At 68.6% G+C, this 13,419-nt stretch carries 10 protein-coding genes and 2 tRNA genes; 9 read left to right on the top strand and 3 right to left on the bottom strand.

All coding sequences use genetic code 11. The annotated features are described in order from the left end of the window. Nucleotides 1–304: 304 nt before the first annotated feature. From FV233_RS12540 to FV233_RS12570, 7 genes are all read left to right on the top strand, one after another. Nucleotides 305–389: transfer RNA gene (locus tag FV233_RS12540), tRNA-Leu, on the top strand. A gap of 141 nt (nt 390–530) precedes the next feature. Further along, the gene (gene tig / locus FV233_RS12545) at nt 531–1,952 is read left to right on the top strand and encodes a trigger factor (RefSeq protein ID WP_147854864.1); all 1,422 of its coding nucleotides are present in this window, start codon (nt 531–533) and stop codon (nt 1,950–1,952) included. 125 nt (nt 1,953–2,077) lie between these two features. Next, entirely contained in the window at nt 2,078–2,704 is a 627-nt protein-coding gene (locus FV233_RS12550; RefSeq protein ID WP_147854865.1) for an ATP-dependent Clp protease proteolytic subunit, read from the top strand. A gap of 184 nt (nt 2,705–2,888) precedes the next feature. Then, complete coding sequence (gene clpX, locus FV233_RS12555; protein ID WP_007567156.1) at nt 2,889–4,160, top strand: ATP-dependent Clp protease ATP-binding subunit ClpX; 1,272 nt, start codon at nt 2,889–2,891, stop codon at nt 4,158–4,160. Between the two features lie 249 nt (nt 4,161–4,409). After that, nucleotides 4,410–6,836, top strand: coding sequence for an endopeptidase La (gene lon / locus FV233_RS12560; protein WP_147854866.1), 2,427 nt, complete (start codon nt 4,410–4,412; stop codon nt 6,834–6,836). Nucleotides 6,837–6,904: 68 nt separating this feature from the next. After that, nucleotides 6,905–7,627 (top strand): aspartate/glutamate racemase family protein, encoded by a 723-nt coding sequence (locus tag FV233_RS12565; RefSeq protein WP_147897670.1) that lies wholly within the window; start codon nt 6,905–6,907, stop codon nt 7,625–7,627. Between the two features lie 49 nt (nt 7,628–7,676). Then, a tRNA-Val gene (locus FV233_RS12570) sits at nt 7,677–7,752 on the top strand. Nucleotides 7,753–7,861: 109 nt separating this feature from the next. Here the strand turns inward: FV233_RS12570 and FV233_RS12575 are convergent. Both FV233_RS12575 and FV233_RS12580 read right to left on the bottom strand, forming a co-directional pair. Further along, complete coding sequence (locus FV233_RS12575) at nt 7,862–8,767, bottom strand: alpha/beta hydrolase (protein ID WP_147854868.1); 906 nt, start codon at nt 8,765–8,767, stop codon at nt 7,862–7,864. Next, a complete protein-coding gene (locus tag FV233_RS12580; RefSeq protein ID WP_147897671.1) occupies nt 8,768–9,781 on the bottom strand; it encodes an SDR family oxidoreductase in 1,014 nt (337 codons plus the stop codon). 266 nt (nt 9,782–10,047) lie between these two features. On the opposite strand from FV233_RS12580, the gene selA reads away from it, so the two are divergent. Further along, entirely contained in the window at nt 10,048–11,463 is a 1,416-nt protein-coding gene (selA, locus tag FV233_RS12585) for an L-seryl-tRNA(Sec) selenium transferase (protein WP_147897672.1), read from the top strand. 114 nt (nt 11,464–11,577) lie between these two features. Beyond that, entirely contained in the window at nt 11,578–12,048 is a 471-nt protein-coding gene (locus FV233_RS12590) for a MarR family transcriptional regulator (protein ID WP_147854835.1), read from the top strand. Nucleotides 12,049–12,052: 4 nt separating this feature from the next. On the opposite strand, the gene FV233_RS12595 is transcribed toward FV233_RS12590, so the two are convergent. After that, the gene (locus FV233_RS12595) at nt 12,053–13,399 is read right to left on the bottom strand and encodes a pentapeptide repeat-containing protein (protein WP_147854836.1); all 1,347 of its coding nucleotides are present in this window, start codon (nt 13,397–13,399) and stop codon (nt 12,053–12,055) included. Between the last annotated feature and the right edge of the window lie 20 nt (nt 13,400–13,419).

Below are 13,419 nucleotides of genomic sequence, written 5' to 3' on the forward strand. Positions count from 1 at the left end.
GTGTCGCCGAGCCCGCCCCGGGTGCCTGGGCCCGCCCCGCCTCCGGCATCAGCCCGAACGCGGCCGCCGTGGCGAGCAGGGTCCGGCGCGACGGCGGGCCGGCGCGCGGATCGGTCGGCGGCACGGGGCGGGATGAGGTCATGGGATCTCGACGGCGGCACGCATTGTGGGCTCGGCTAGATAGCGGCGTGCCCGCGTGCGCGCCACCGCCGCCACGGGAGGTCAAGTTTTTTGCTGCGAGCCGTGCGGCCCATGCTATAGGGCGCGCTTCCGGCGGCCGGCGACGCGCCGGGTGTCGGCGCGCGCGGGCGTGGCGGAACTGGTAGACGCGCTGGATTTAGGTTCCAGTGTCGCAAGACGTGGGGGTTCGAGCCCCTCCGCCCGCACCAGGACGCTTCCAGATGGCGCGGTCCCGTTCGGGGCCGCCTCATCCCCGTATCCGACACCGTCGTATCCCGGACCCCGCGACCAAGCCGCACGACGCCGGCCCGGCCGGCGACCACAAGGTCTTTTGAAGAGCGACGACGACGATGCAGGTGACCGAGATCAACGCCCAGGGTCTGAAGCGCGAGTTTCAGGTGCTGCTGGCCGCCCAGGAACTCGAGGAGCGCCTGAATACCGAGCTCTCCGGCATGAAGGACAAGGTCCAGCTGAAGGGCTTCCGCCCCGGCAAGGTCCCGGTGGCGCATCTGCGCAAGGTCTATGGCCGGTCCGTCATGGCCGAGGTGGTGCAGAACGCGGTCAACGAGGCGAACCGCAAGATCGTGGCCGACAACGATCTCAAGCTCGCCCTCGAGCCGCAGGTCGAGTTCCCGACCGACCAGGCCGAGATCGAGAAGGCGCTCGACGCCAAGGCCGACCTGGCCTTCAAGGTCGCCCTCGAGGTGATGCCGAACTTCGAGTTGGCGGACCTCTCCGATGTCAGCCTCAAGAAGCTCGTCGCGAAGCCCGAGGAGTCCGAGGTCGATGAGGCCCTGCAGCGCATGGCCGGCCAGAGCCGCCCGTTCAGCGAGCGGGAGGAGGGCGCCGAGGCCCAGGATGGCGACCGCGTCACCATCGATTTCGTCGGCCGCATCGACGGCGAGGAATTCCAGGGTGGCAAGGGCGAGGGCATCGACCTGGAACTCGGCTCCGGCTCGTTCATCCCCGGCTTCGAGGAGCAGCTGGTCGGCGCCAAGGTCGGCGACAAGCGGGTCGTGAAGGCCACCTTCCCGGAGGCCTACGGGGCCGAGCAGCTCGCCGGCAAGGATGCCGAGTTCGACGTGACCGTCACAAAGATCCAGGCGGCCGGCGAAGCCAAGATCGATGACGAGTTCGCCAAGTCGCTCGGCATGGAATCGCTCGAGAAGCTGCGCGAGGCGATCGCCAAGGCGATCGGCGGCGACTTCGAGGCGGCCTCGCGGCGCAAGCTGAAGAAGGAACTCCTGGACGCCCTGGACGGCAAGTACGCCTTCGAACTGCCGCCCTCCCTGGTCGCGCAGGAATTCGCCAGCGTCTGGGCCCAGGTCGAGCAGGACCTCAAGGCCCGCGGCAAGAGCTTCGAGGACGAGGACACCACCGAGGAGAAGGCCCAGGCCGACTACCGGAAGATCGCCGAGCGTCGCGTCCGGCTCGGACTCGTGCTTGCGCAGGTCGGCGAGAGCGCCGATATCAAGGTTTCCGACGAGGAGGTGAACCAGGCCCTCATCGCTCGGGTCCGGCAGTTCCCGGGCCAGGAGCAGCAGGTGTGGGACTTCTACCGCAAGAACCCGCAGGCGCTCGCCGAGCTTCGGGCGCCGCTGTTCGAGGAGAAGGTGGTTGACCACGTCCTCGGTCAGGTCAAACTCGTCGAGGAGCCGGTCTCGAAAGAGACGCTTTTCGCCGATGAGGATGACGACGACACGACCGGCGAGAAGCCGGCAGACAAGGCCGAGGCCAAGGACGAGTCTAACGCCGAGGCAAAGGCCGACTGAGCCCCGCACTGTCCCAGGACGGCGGGCATAGGGTTAGGCGATGGTTAAGCATCGCCAGTGTTCGCTGACATGCCCGGGCTGCCCTGATTCGCGGCAGCCCCGGGCCTCATTCTGGGCAGGACGAGATGAGAGATCCGATCGACGTCTACAACAACGCACTCGTGCCGATGGTCGTCGAGCAGTCGAGCCGCGGCGAGCGCGCCTTCGACATCTACTCCCGTCTCCTGCGCGAGCGCATCATCTTCCTCACCGGTCCCGTGGAGGATTACGGTGCGTCGCTGATCGTGGCGCAGCTTCTGTTTCTCGAGGCTGAGAACCCCAAGAAGGAAATTTCCTTCTATATCAATTCCCCCGGCGGCGTCGTGACCTCGGGCCTGTCGATCTACGACACGATGCAGTTCATCCGTTGCCCGGTTACGACGCTCTGCGTCGGCCAGGCCGCCTCGATGGGCTCCCTGCTGCTCACCGCCGGCGAGCCGGGCCACCGCTTCGCCCTGCCGAACGCCCGGATCATGGTCCACCAGCCCTCCGGCGGCTTCCAGGGACAGGCCACCGACATCCTGATCCATGCCCGCGAGATCGAGGCGCTGAAGCGGCGCCTGAACGAGATCTACGTGAAGCATACCGGCCGTGATTATGCGGCCATTGAGACCGCGCTGGAGCGCGACAATTTCATGACCGCGGATGCGGCCAAGGAGTTCGGCCTCATCGACGAGGTCATCCAGAAGCGTCCCGAGCCCGCCGCCGCCTGACGGTTGCGTCGCCTGACCGCCGCGGCGTGGCCTTGATCCCGCCGCGGCAGCGTGTTTGCATCCGATGACAGGGCCCATCGGTCAAAGACGCGCAGCATACTGTTTCTTTAAGCGGGCCCCCTTACGTTGAAGCGATGCGCGTGCGCCCTTAGCCGGCTGCGTACGCGACGAATCGGAGACCGATATGAGCAAGACTGGCGGCAACGACTCCAAGAGCACGCTGTATTGCTCGTTCTGCGGCAAGAGCCAGCACGAGGTCCGCAAGCTGATCGCCGGCCCGACCGTGTTCATCTGCGACGAGTGCGTCGAGCTGTGCATGGACATCATCCGCGAGGAGTCGAAATCCTCGCTGGTGAAGAGCCGCGACGGGGTGCCCACCCCGAAGGAGATCCGGCGCGTCCTCGACGATTACGTCATCGGCCAGGATTTCGCCAAGAAGGTCCTCTCGGTCGCGGTGCACAACCACTACAAGCGGCTCGCGCACGCGACGAAGCACAACGACGTCGAGTTGGCTAAGTCCAACATCATGCTGATCGGGCCGACCGGCTCGGGCAAGACGCTGCTCGCGCAGACGCTCGCCCGCATTCTGGATGTGCCGTTCACCATGGCGGACGCCACGACGCTGACCGAGGCGGGCTACGTCGGCGAGGATGTGGAAAACATCATCCTCAAGCTGCTCCAGGCCTCGGATTACAACGTCGAGCGGGCGCAGCGCGGCATCGTCTACATCGATGAGATCGACAAGATCTCGCGTAAGTCGGACAATCCGTCGATCACCCGGGACGTGTCGGGCGAAGGCGTGCAGCAGGCGCTCCTGAAGATCATGGAGGGCACGGTCGCCTCCGTGCCGCCGCAGGGCGGACGCAAGCACCCGCAGCAGGAGTTCCTGCAGGTCGACACCACCAACATCCTGTTCATCTGCGGCGGCGCCTTCGCGGGGCTGGAGCGGATCATCTCCCAACGCGGCAAGGGCACCTCGATCGGTTTCGGCGCCAGCGTGCAGGCTCCCGACGACCGTCGCACCGGCGAGATCTTCCGCTCGGTGGAGCCCGAGGATCTGTTGAAGTTCGGCCTCATCCCCGAGTTCGTCGGCCGTCTGCCGGTCCTGGCGACCCTCGAGGATCTCGACGAGGCTGCGCTGAAGAAGATCCTTCAGGAGCCGAAGAACGCCCTGGTGAAGCAGTACCAGCGGCTGTTCGAGATGGAGAACGTCGACCTGACCTTCCAGGACGATGCGCTTTCGCTGGTCGCCCGCAAGGCGATCGAGCGCAAGACCGGCGCCCGTGGCCTGCGGTCGATCCTGGAGACCATCCTGCTCGACACGATGTACGACCTGCCCGGTCTCGAATCGGTGGAGCAGGTCGTCATCGGTCCGGAGGTGGTCGAGGGCAAGTCGCGCCCGCTCTACATCCACGGCGACCGCAACAAGGAAGCGCCCGCCAGCGTCAGCGCGTAAGCGCTTGGCGGGGTTGCGTTAAGCACCCGGCTCCGGCCGGGTGCGCCGCGGGGAACATCTTGAAAACGGTGGACCCCGCAGCCACCTCAGGCTCATCGCGGTGGCCGCTCGCTCCTTCGAGGAACGGTCCGCGTCGCCAGCCGCAAAGTCCACGACAATCCCGACCCTCGCGGCCCGGTCGGCCCCTGGCAGCGGTTCGCCTCATCGATGAGGGGATCGAAGCTGGGCGTCCCTGAGAGGAAGTCCCCCATGACACAGTCGAAATCGCGCCAGCCGGTTGTCCCGGGCTCGACGGGTTCCTACGCCGTCCTCCCCCTGCGCGACATCGTCGTCTTCCCGCACATGATCGTGCCCCTGTTCGTCGGCCGCGAGAAATCGATCCGCGCCCTCGAAGAGGCGGTGCGCACCGATCGCCACATCCTGCTCGCCACCCAGATCAATGCGGGTGACGACGATCCGGCGACCGACGCGATCTACAAGATCGGCACCCTCGCCTCCGTATTGCAGCTCCTGAAGCTCCCCGATGGGACCGTGAAGGTGCTGGTCGAGGGCATCGGCCGCGCCAAGGTCACGGGCTTCACCCGCTCGGACGAGTATTACGAGGCCACTGCCGAGGCCCTGCACGACGAACTCGGCGACCGCGTCGAGGCCGAGGCGCTCGCGCGCTCGGTGCTCTCGGAGTTCGAGAACTACGTCAAGCTCAACAAGAAGATCTCCCCGGAGGTCGTCTCGGCCGTGACCCAGATCGACGAGCCCTCGAAGCTCGCCGACACGATCGGCTCTCATCTGCTCGTCAAGATCTCCGACAAGCAGGGTATCCTCGAGACGCCGACGGTGGCGCAGCGCCTCGAGCGCGTGCTGTCGCTGATGGAGAGCGAGATCTCCGTGCTCCAGGTGGAGAAGCGCATCCGGACCCGCGTCAAGCGGCAGATGGAGAAGACCCAGCGCGAGTACTACCTGAACGAGCAGATGAAGGCGATCCAGAAGGAGCTGGGCGACTCCGAGGACGGCCGCGACGAGCTGGCCGAGCTGGAGGAGAAGATCGAGAAGACCAAGTTCACCAAGGAGGCGCGCGACAAGGCGACGGCCGAGCTGAAGAAGCTCCGGCAGATGTCGCCGATGTCGGCCGAGGCCACCGTGGTGCGCAACTATCTCGATTGGATGCTCGGCATCCCGTGGGGCAAGCGCTCGAAGATCAAGAAGGATCTGCTCGGCGCCCAGACCCTGCTGGACGAGGATCACTTCGGCCTCGACAAGGTCAAGGAGCGGATCGTCGAGTACCTCGCCGTGCAGCAACGGGCGAACAAGCTCACCGGCCCAATCCTGTGCCTCGTCGGTCCCCCCGGCGTCGGCAAGACCTCGCTGGGCAAGTCCATCGCGAAGGCGACGGGGCGCGAGTTCGTGCGCATGTCGCTCGGCGGCGTGCGGGACGAGGCTGAGATCCGGGGTCACCGTCGGACCTATATCGGCTCGATGCCCGGCAAGATCGTGCAGTCGATGCGCAAGGCCAAGACCTCGAACCCGCTTATCCTGCTCGACGAGATCGATAAGATGGGCATGGATTTCCGCGGCGATCCGTCGGCGGCTCTCCTCGAGGTTCTGGACCCCGAGCAGAACAGCACCTTCAACGACCACTACCTGGAGGTGGACTACGACCTCTCGAACGTGATGTTCGTGACCACGGCCAACACCCTCAACATCCCCGGTCCGCTCATGGACCGCATGGAGGTGATCCGCATCGCCGGGTACACCGAGGAGGAGAAGGTCGAGATTGCGCGCAAGCACCTGATCCCGAACGCCCTGAAGAAGCACGGCCTCGGGACGCACGAGTGGTCGATCGACGACGACAGCCTGATGATGCTGGTTCGCCGCTACACGCGGGAAGCCGGCGTCCGTAACCTGGAGCGCGAGCTGTCCAACCTGATCCGCAAGGCGGTGAAGGAGATCCTGATCACCAAGACCAAGTCGGTGGTGGTGAACGCGGATACCCTTCCGGTCTTCCTCGGTCCGCCGAAGTTCCGCTACGGCGAGATCGATGCGGACGATCAGGTCGGAGTGGTCACGGGTCTGGCCTGGACCGAGGTCGGCGGCGAGTTGCTGACGATCGAGGGTGTCATGATGCCCGGCAAGGGCAAGATGACCGTCACGGGCAACCTGAAGGACGTGATGAAGGAGTCGATCTCTGCGGCCGCATCCTACGTGCGCTCGCGGGCCATAGACTTCGGGATCGAGCCGCCGCTGTTCGAGCGTCGCGACATCCACGTCCACGTGCCGGAGGGGGCGACCCCGAAGGACGGGCCGTCCGCCGGCATCGCGATGGCCACCGCCATCGTCTCGACGCTGACCGGCATCGCGGTCCGTCGCGATATCGCGATGACCGGCGAGGTGACGCTCCGCGGTCGGGTCCTGCCGATCGGCGGCCTCAAGGAGAAGCTGCTCGCGGCTCTGCGCGGCGGCATCAAGACGGTGCTGATCCCCGAGGAGAACGCCAAGGACATCGCCGAGGTGCCCGACAGCGTGAAGAACGGGCTGGAGATCATCCCGGTCTCCCGGATGGATCAGGTGCTGGAGCGGGCGCTGGTGCGGGCTCCGGTCGCCATCGAGTGGGAGGAGCCGCTGCCCGTGGCCAAGCCCGCCCGGACGGAAGAGGACGGCGCGGCGTTCATCGCCCACTGATCGATAATTGAACCGATGCGACAGCCCCCGGAGCCTGCTCCGGGGGCTTTTTCGTGGGACCGGCCGACATGCGCATCCTGCTGATCAACCCCAACACCAGTCAGGCCGTCACCGACCTCGTGGCGGATCACGTGCGCCGCCAGATCGACGGTCGCGCGGACCTGCGGGCCGTCACGGGCCGGTTCGGCGCGCGCTATATCGCGAGCCGCGCGGCCTCGGCCATCGCGGGCCATGCCGCCCTCGACGCCCTGGCCGAGCATGGGGATGCCTGCGACGCGGTCTACCTCGCCTGCTTCGGCGATCCGGGCTTGTTCGCCCTGCGGGAGCTGTCGGCCGTGCCGGTCGTCGGCATGGCGGAGGCGGCCTGCCGAGAGGCCGCCGCCTCAGGGGCGTTCGGCATCGTCACGGGGGGGACGGCGTGGGACCCGATGCTCCGGGAGTTCGTCGCCACCCTCGGCCTGTCCGACAAGCTCGCGGCCATCGCCACGGTGGCGCCGACAGGAGGCGACATCGCCCGGGATCCGGACGGCGCCCTCGGCATCCTGGCGCACGCCTGTCGCGACTGCCATGCGGCCGGAGCGAACACGGTAATCCTCGGGGGCGCCGGCCTCGCCGGGCTGGCGCGGCGGCTCGAACCGCAGGCCCCATGCCCCTTGATCTGTTCCGTGGAAGCCGGCACCCGCGCGGTCCTGGCCGCCGCGATGGCGCCTGCCGCTCCGGCAGCGCGCCCGATGCCGATGGAGAGCCTGGGCCTCACGCCCGCCCTGTCCCGTCGGCTTGCGGCACCCTGACGGCAGCCCCTTGCGCCGTACCGACCCCATGCCGTAACGGTCGGCCGCCGGGCGGTTAGCTCAGTTGGTAGAGCGTCTCCTTTACACGGAGAGGGTCGGGGGTTCGAGTCCCTCACCGCCCACCAGCGCTACCGGGCGCGGCAGCGACGGTTCCCTGGGCCGAGGTCCGCACCCCCCCATCGACCTGGGCTACGAAGTGAGCGCCGGACTTCCGTAAAGACACCCAGACGGAGTCTAACCCCCGATCGATCGAGCCGCCCGTACGACCGCAGCAGCATCAATGTGCGGGAACATGTGACCGGCACCGGGCAGCAAGTCGAAGGTCGCGCCCGGGATCATCCGGGCGGCGGCGGCCCCGTGCAGGTACGCATTCACCACGATGTCGGCGCCGCCGCAGAGGATGCGGGTTGGAACGCTGAGTTTGGGGTAGCCCACCACGCTGCGGGTCAGGGCCGGCCAGAGCCAGCCGGCATCCTCCCCCTCGGCGGTGATCTGCGCGGCCCGCCCGGCCAGCGCGAACGGGAAGTCGGTGCGGAACCGCTCTGGCATCGCCTGGGGCAGGAACATCGCGTGCCACAGCAGCGGCAGCAGCGCCGGATCGCTCGACGCGCTCAGGGCCCGGGTGAGGAGATCCCCGCCGAACGGCAGCGCCCGCGGTCCGAATAGCATCTGCTCGAGGCGCAGCTCTGGGAAGCAGATCGGGGCCAGGGAGACGATACCGGTGATCTCGCCCGGGTAGAGCATCCCGTAGGCGAGGGCGACCGCGCCGCCGAACGAGTGACCCAGGATCACCGGTCGCTTCAAGCCCAGCCGCTGCATCGCGTCCCGGATCTGCTTAGCCTGATCCCAGATGTCTGCCCCGGATCCGCGCGGGCGCAGGCTGAACCCATGGCCGGGGCGGTCGACGGCGACCACTCGGAAATGCTTGGCGAGCGCCGGCACCGGGCCGAGCCATTGATCCTCCAGGCACATCAGCGTGCCGTGGATCGCCACGAGGTCGGGGCCTACGCCGGTCTCTGCATACGCGATGGTCCGGTCGTCCGGGAGGTGAACGAACCGGCGCGGAACGATCCGAGGATCGGCGCGCTCGCCCGGCGACGGCTGGGCCGGGCCGGGGAGGGTTGCTGCCGTGAAAGCCAATTACAGGCGCTTCCTGCGGCCGGGGGCCGATCCGAGCAGGGCCAGAGCCGCCACCGTGCCGACCCCGAGCAGACCGGCCGCCGTGGCGAGCGGGTGCAGGCTCGCCCGGGTGTAGGCGCTCGTGCGCATCACGTAGACCGGCGGGTCGCCGCGGGTGAGGCCGGCCGAGACCGGTGCGTGCAGGGCGCCGGACGGGTCACGGGGCGGGATGCCGCGCTTCTGCATCGCGATGATCGCGGGGGCCATGTAATCGTAGGCGCCGGGGGCGAATTCCTTGCCGGCCACGAAGGCCTTGCCGGCGCCGCCGACGAAGATGTCGCGCTGCGGGTGTACGGCTGCGTGCAGGATCGCGTTGGCGACTTCCTCGGGCGGGTAGATCGGCGGCGGCAGACTCGGCTCGCGGTCCATGTAGTTGCGCGCGCGCTGGGGCAGGGGGGTGTCGATCGAGGCCGGCTTGACCAGCGTCACCGAGATCGGCGCGTCCTCGACCATCAGTTCCATGCGTAGGGCGTCGGTGAAGCCCTTCACGGCGTGCTTCGAGGCCGCGTACATGCCCTGGAACGGGAAGGCGAGATCGGACGCGATGCTGCCGACGTTGATCAGTGCGCCGCCCTGCTTGTTCAGGTGCTCAACGGCGACCAGGGACCCGTAGATCGTGCCCCAGAGATTGGTCTGGATCAGGCGCTGATGGTCTTCGTCGCTGATCTCGCGGAGGCGGCCGTAGATCGACGCGCCCGCGACGTTCACCCAGGTGTCGAAGCCGCCGAACGTCGCGACCGCCCGGTCGGCGATCGCCTGGACCTCGGCCCGGTTGCCGACATCGGCGACGACGTGGAGCGCCTTGCCGCCGACGCCCTCGATCTCGGCCTGGATCTTGGCCAGCGCGTCGCCGCTGCGGGCGGCCAGCACGACCCGGGCGCCGCGCCCGGCCGCCATCCGGGCGGTCGCGAGGCCGATGCCGGACGATGCGCCGGTGATCACCACGACCTGCTCGCGGAGCGGCTTGTGCTTCATCGCTCTTCCCCACATCTGCGATCCGCGCGGCCGGCCATGCGACGCCGGCGCGTTCACGCGCATGAGGTTAGTCGCCCGTCGGTCCGTACGGTTCCGCCTTGGTCGGGGGTGATCGCGTCGCAGGCGTCGCCGTCGCCCGGCTGATCCTGGGGGATCGCGTGCAGCGTGGCGGGGTAGTCCTCGGCGCGGGCATCCTTATCTCTGTGCGGACCATGACATCCTCAGTGACAGCCTGCCCGACCCCCGAAGACGCAACCGAAGATACGATGCGGATTCCGCGCCGGATCCCGTCGGTGGAACGTCTCGTCGGCGGGGCCGCGGAGGAAATGCTCACCGCCTATGGGCGCACGGCCGTCACCGCAGCCGTGCGGGCCGTCCTCGCCGGGATCCGTGCGGAGGGGGGCTCCGTGCCGGACGAGGCGGCGATCCGTGAGGCGGTTGCGCAAAACCTTGCGGCCGAGCGGCGGGTGTCCCTGCGGCCGGTCTTCAACCTCACCGGCACGGTGCTGCACACCAATCTCGGCCGGGCGCTCCTGCCGCGCTCCGCCGCCGAGGCCGTGGCCGCCGTGATGGTCCAGGCGAGCAACCTCGAATTCGATCTCGCCACCGGGGCACGGGGCGAGCGCGACGACCACGTCGAGGGCCTGATCTGCCGCCTGACCGGGGCCGAGGCCGCGGTGGTCGTCAACAACAATGCCGCCGCGGTCCTGCTGGTGCTGAACGCCCTGGCGATGCGCAAGGAGGTGGTGGTCTCGCGCGGCGAGCTGGTGGAGATCGGCGGCTCGTTCCGGGTGCCCGACGTGATGGTCCGCGCCGGCTGCCGCCTGCGCGAGGTCGGCACCACCAATCGGACCCATCTGCGCGATTTCGCCGACGCCCTGGGACCGCGCACCGGCCTGGTCATGAAGGTGCATCCGAGCAACTACGCAATCACCGGCTTCACCGCCGAGGCGGACCCGGTCGCGCTCCACGCCCTCTGCCGGGAACAGGGCGTGCCGCTGGCGGAGGATCTCGGCAGCGGCAGCCTCGTCGACCTCGCGGCCTACGGCCTGCCCCCGGAGCCCACCGTCCGGGCCGCGCTGGCGCGCGCCGACATCGTGACCTTCAGCGGCGACAAGCTCCTCGGTGCCGTCCAGTGCGGGATCATGGCCGGACGGAAGGACCTGATCGCCCGGGTGCGCAAGAACCCGCTGAAGCGGGCGCTGCGAGTGGACAAGATGACCTACGCGGCCCTGGAGGCGGTGCTACGGCTCTACCTGCATCCCGAGCGGCTGGCCGAGGAGTTGCCGACCCTGCGGCTGCTCACCCGACCGCGCGCGGCGGTCGACGCGCAGGCCCGGGCCCTCGCGCCGGCGGTTTCCGAGCGGCTGTCCGGCTGGGCCACGGTCTCGGTCGACGCGTGCATCAGCCAGATCGGGTCCGGTGCGCTGCCGGTGGAGACCTTGCCCAGCGCCGCCCTGGTGCTGGTGCCGGATGGCGAGGGCGGGCGCCGCGGAGCCGGGGGGCGCTGCAAGCGCCTGGCCGAACGCCTGCGCGGATTGCCGGTGCCGGTGATCGGCCGCATCAGCGGCGATGCCGTCCTGCTCGACCTGCGGACCCTCGAGGACGAGACCGGGCTGCTGGACAGCCTATCGCACATGTCATCGTCAGGTGACGGAGCGCCAGGGGCCCGGAGTTGTTGAGAAACCGAGCGTGGAGCGGGAGCTTGCACGCACGCTCAGCGTGTTATGCTAGAAGGGCCAACCCGCGGTCGCGGTGCGAGACAAGCGGCACTCGGACCGCGATGGGCGAGCAACATGTCGTATTCTGTGGACACGATCGAGGCAGAGCAGGCAACAGATCCACTCCTGCTCGATAACCAGCTTTGCTACGCGCTCTACGCGGCCGCGCACCGGATGACGAAGTCTTACCGGCCGCTTCTGGAGCGGCTCGGGCTGACCTATCCGCAATATCTCGTGCTGCTGGTTCTGTGGGAGCAGGACGGCGTGACGGTCTCGGAGATCGGCCGGCGGCTCAGGCTCGATTCCGGCACGCTCACGCCGGTGCTGAAGCGGCTGGAGAGCGCGGGCTTCCTGGTCCGGACCCGGCGTCAGTCCGACGAGCGCGAGGTCGAGATTGCCCTGACGCCCCAGGGCGCGGCGCTCCGTTCGGAGGCGGTCACGGTGCGCGAGAGCGTGATGTGCCAGCTGGAACTGAGCGAGCCCGAGATGCGCGCGCTGCGCAGGGATCTCGGCATCCTGATCGAGCGGCTGAGCGTCAACGACTGACGGCTCACCGGCGGAGGCGGTTGCCCAGCACGAAGCCGTAGAGGCCCATGAGGATGATCCCGGCCGCGCCTTCGAGGCCGACCAGCAGGTTGGTCACCCGGCCGGTCGGCTTAAGGCCGATCTCCGGCGGGTTGGCCGTCATCATGTTGAGCGCGCTGTAGCTCATCAGGTCGATCGGGTTGTAGGTCGGCCCCGCCTCGGGACCCTCAAGCACGATCAGGCCGCCGGTCAGCCCGAACAGGCCGGCGAACACGACGATCAGCAACGCGAAGGCCCGGGCGATGCGCGACAGGCTCTCGCCGTAGTCGCACAGCCACTCGACGAAGCGGTCGGCGGTCCAGCGGTAGCCGTGGCGCAGGATCCCGGCCCCGTCTCGCTCGACCCATGCGGCGCGTGCCTGTTGTCCGGCATGGACACGACCCATGCGGCGGCCGCGCTTGTAGGCCCAGCTCGCCGCATCGTGGCTGCCGATGCTCTTCCAGTTCTGCTCCAGGGCGAGGTAGCTCGCCTGCGCCAGCTCGTAGGCGCCCGCCACCTCCTCGCCGACGGCGCCGCCGAGCTGCTCGACGCTCATCCGGGTACCGTTGAGCCATGCCCCGGCGAAGCGTGCGTGCCGCAGCCGGCAGGTGGCGAGGTTGAGCCGGACGAGATCCGTGTCCGACAGGTCGGCACCGGATAGGTCCGCGCCGTCGAGCTTCGCCCCGGTGAACTTGGCGCCGCGCAGGCGCGAGCCGGCCAGCGTCGCCTTGGCCAGGCTGGCACCCTCGAAATCCGCGTGGGTCAGGTTGGCGTCGGCGAGCTTGGCCTCGTCGAGCCGCGCGTTGCGGAACACCGTGTCGTCCGCGTCGGCTCCGGAAAAGTCGGCGCCCCAGAGGTCGGCATCCGTGAAGTTGGCCCCGTCGAGGAGCGCCCCCGACAGGTCCGCGAAGCGCATCGCCGCCTGCCCGAAGCGGGCATCCTCCAGCATAGCGGCGGAGAGCTTGACCTGGCCCGCCACGATGCCGGCGAAATCCGCGCCCGAGAGGTCGGCCTCGGACAGGTCGGCCTCCTCCAGGATCGCCCCGACGAAGCGGGTCGAGCGCCCGACCGCCCCGGTGAGGCTCGCCCGGCGCAGGTTCGCGCCCGACAGGTCGGCCTCCTCCATCCGGGCGCGGGACAGATCCGAACCCGCCAGGGACAAGCCGCCGGATTCGGGGTCGGCCCGTGCCGCATCCAGTTCGGCCAGCGCATGAGCGCCAGCGTCGACATGCGCGAGATCGAGGCCCGGCTCGCGCAGGGGCGTGCCGGAGGCGATCAGGTCCAGGAGACCGCGCAGGCGCGGCTCCACGTTTCGGGGCGTGACCTGATCCATCCCGGCTCTTTGCCGGAGAG

This window comes from Methylobacterium sp. WL7, assembly GCF_008040085.1.
Taxonomy (GTDB): Bacteria; Pseudomonadota; Alphaproteobacteria; order Rhizobiales; family Beijerinckiaceae; genus Methylobacterium; species Methylobacterium mesophilicum.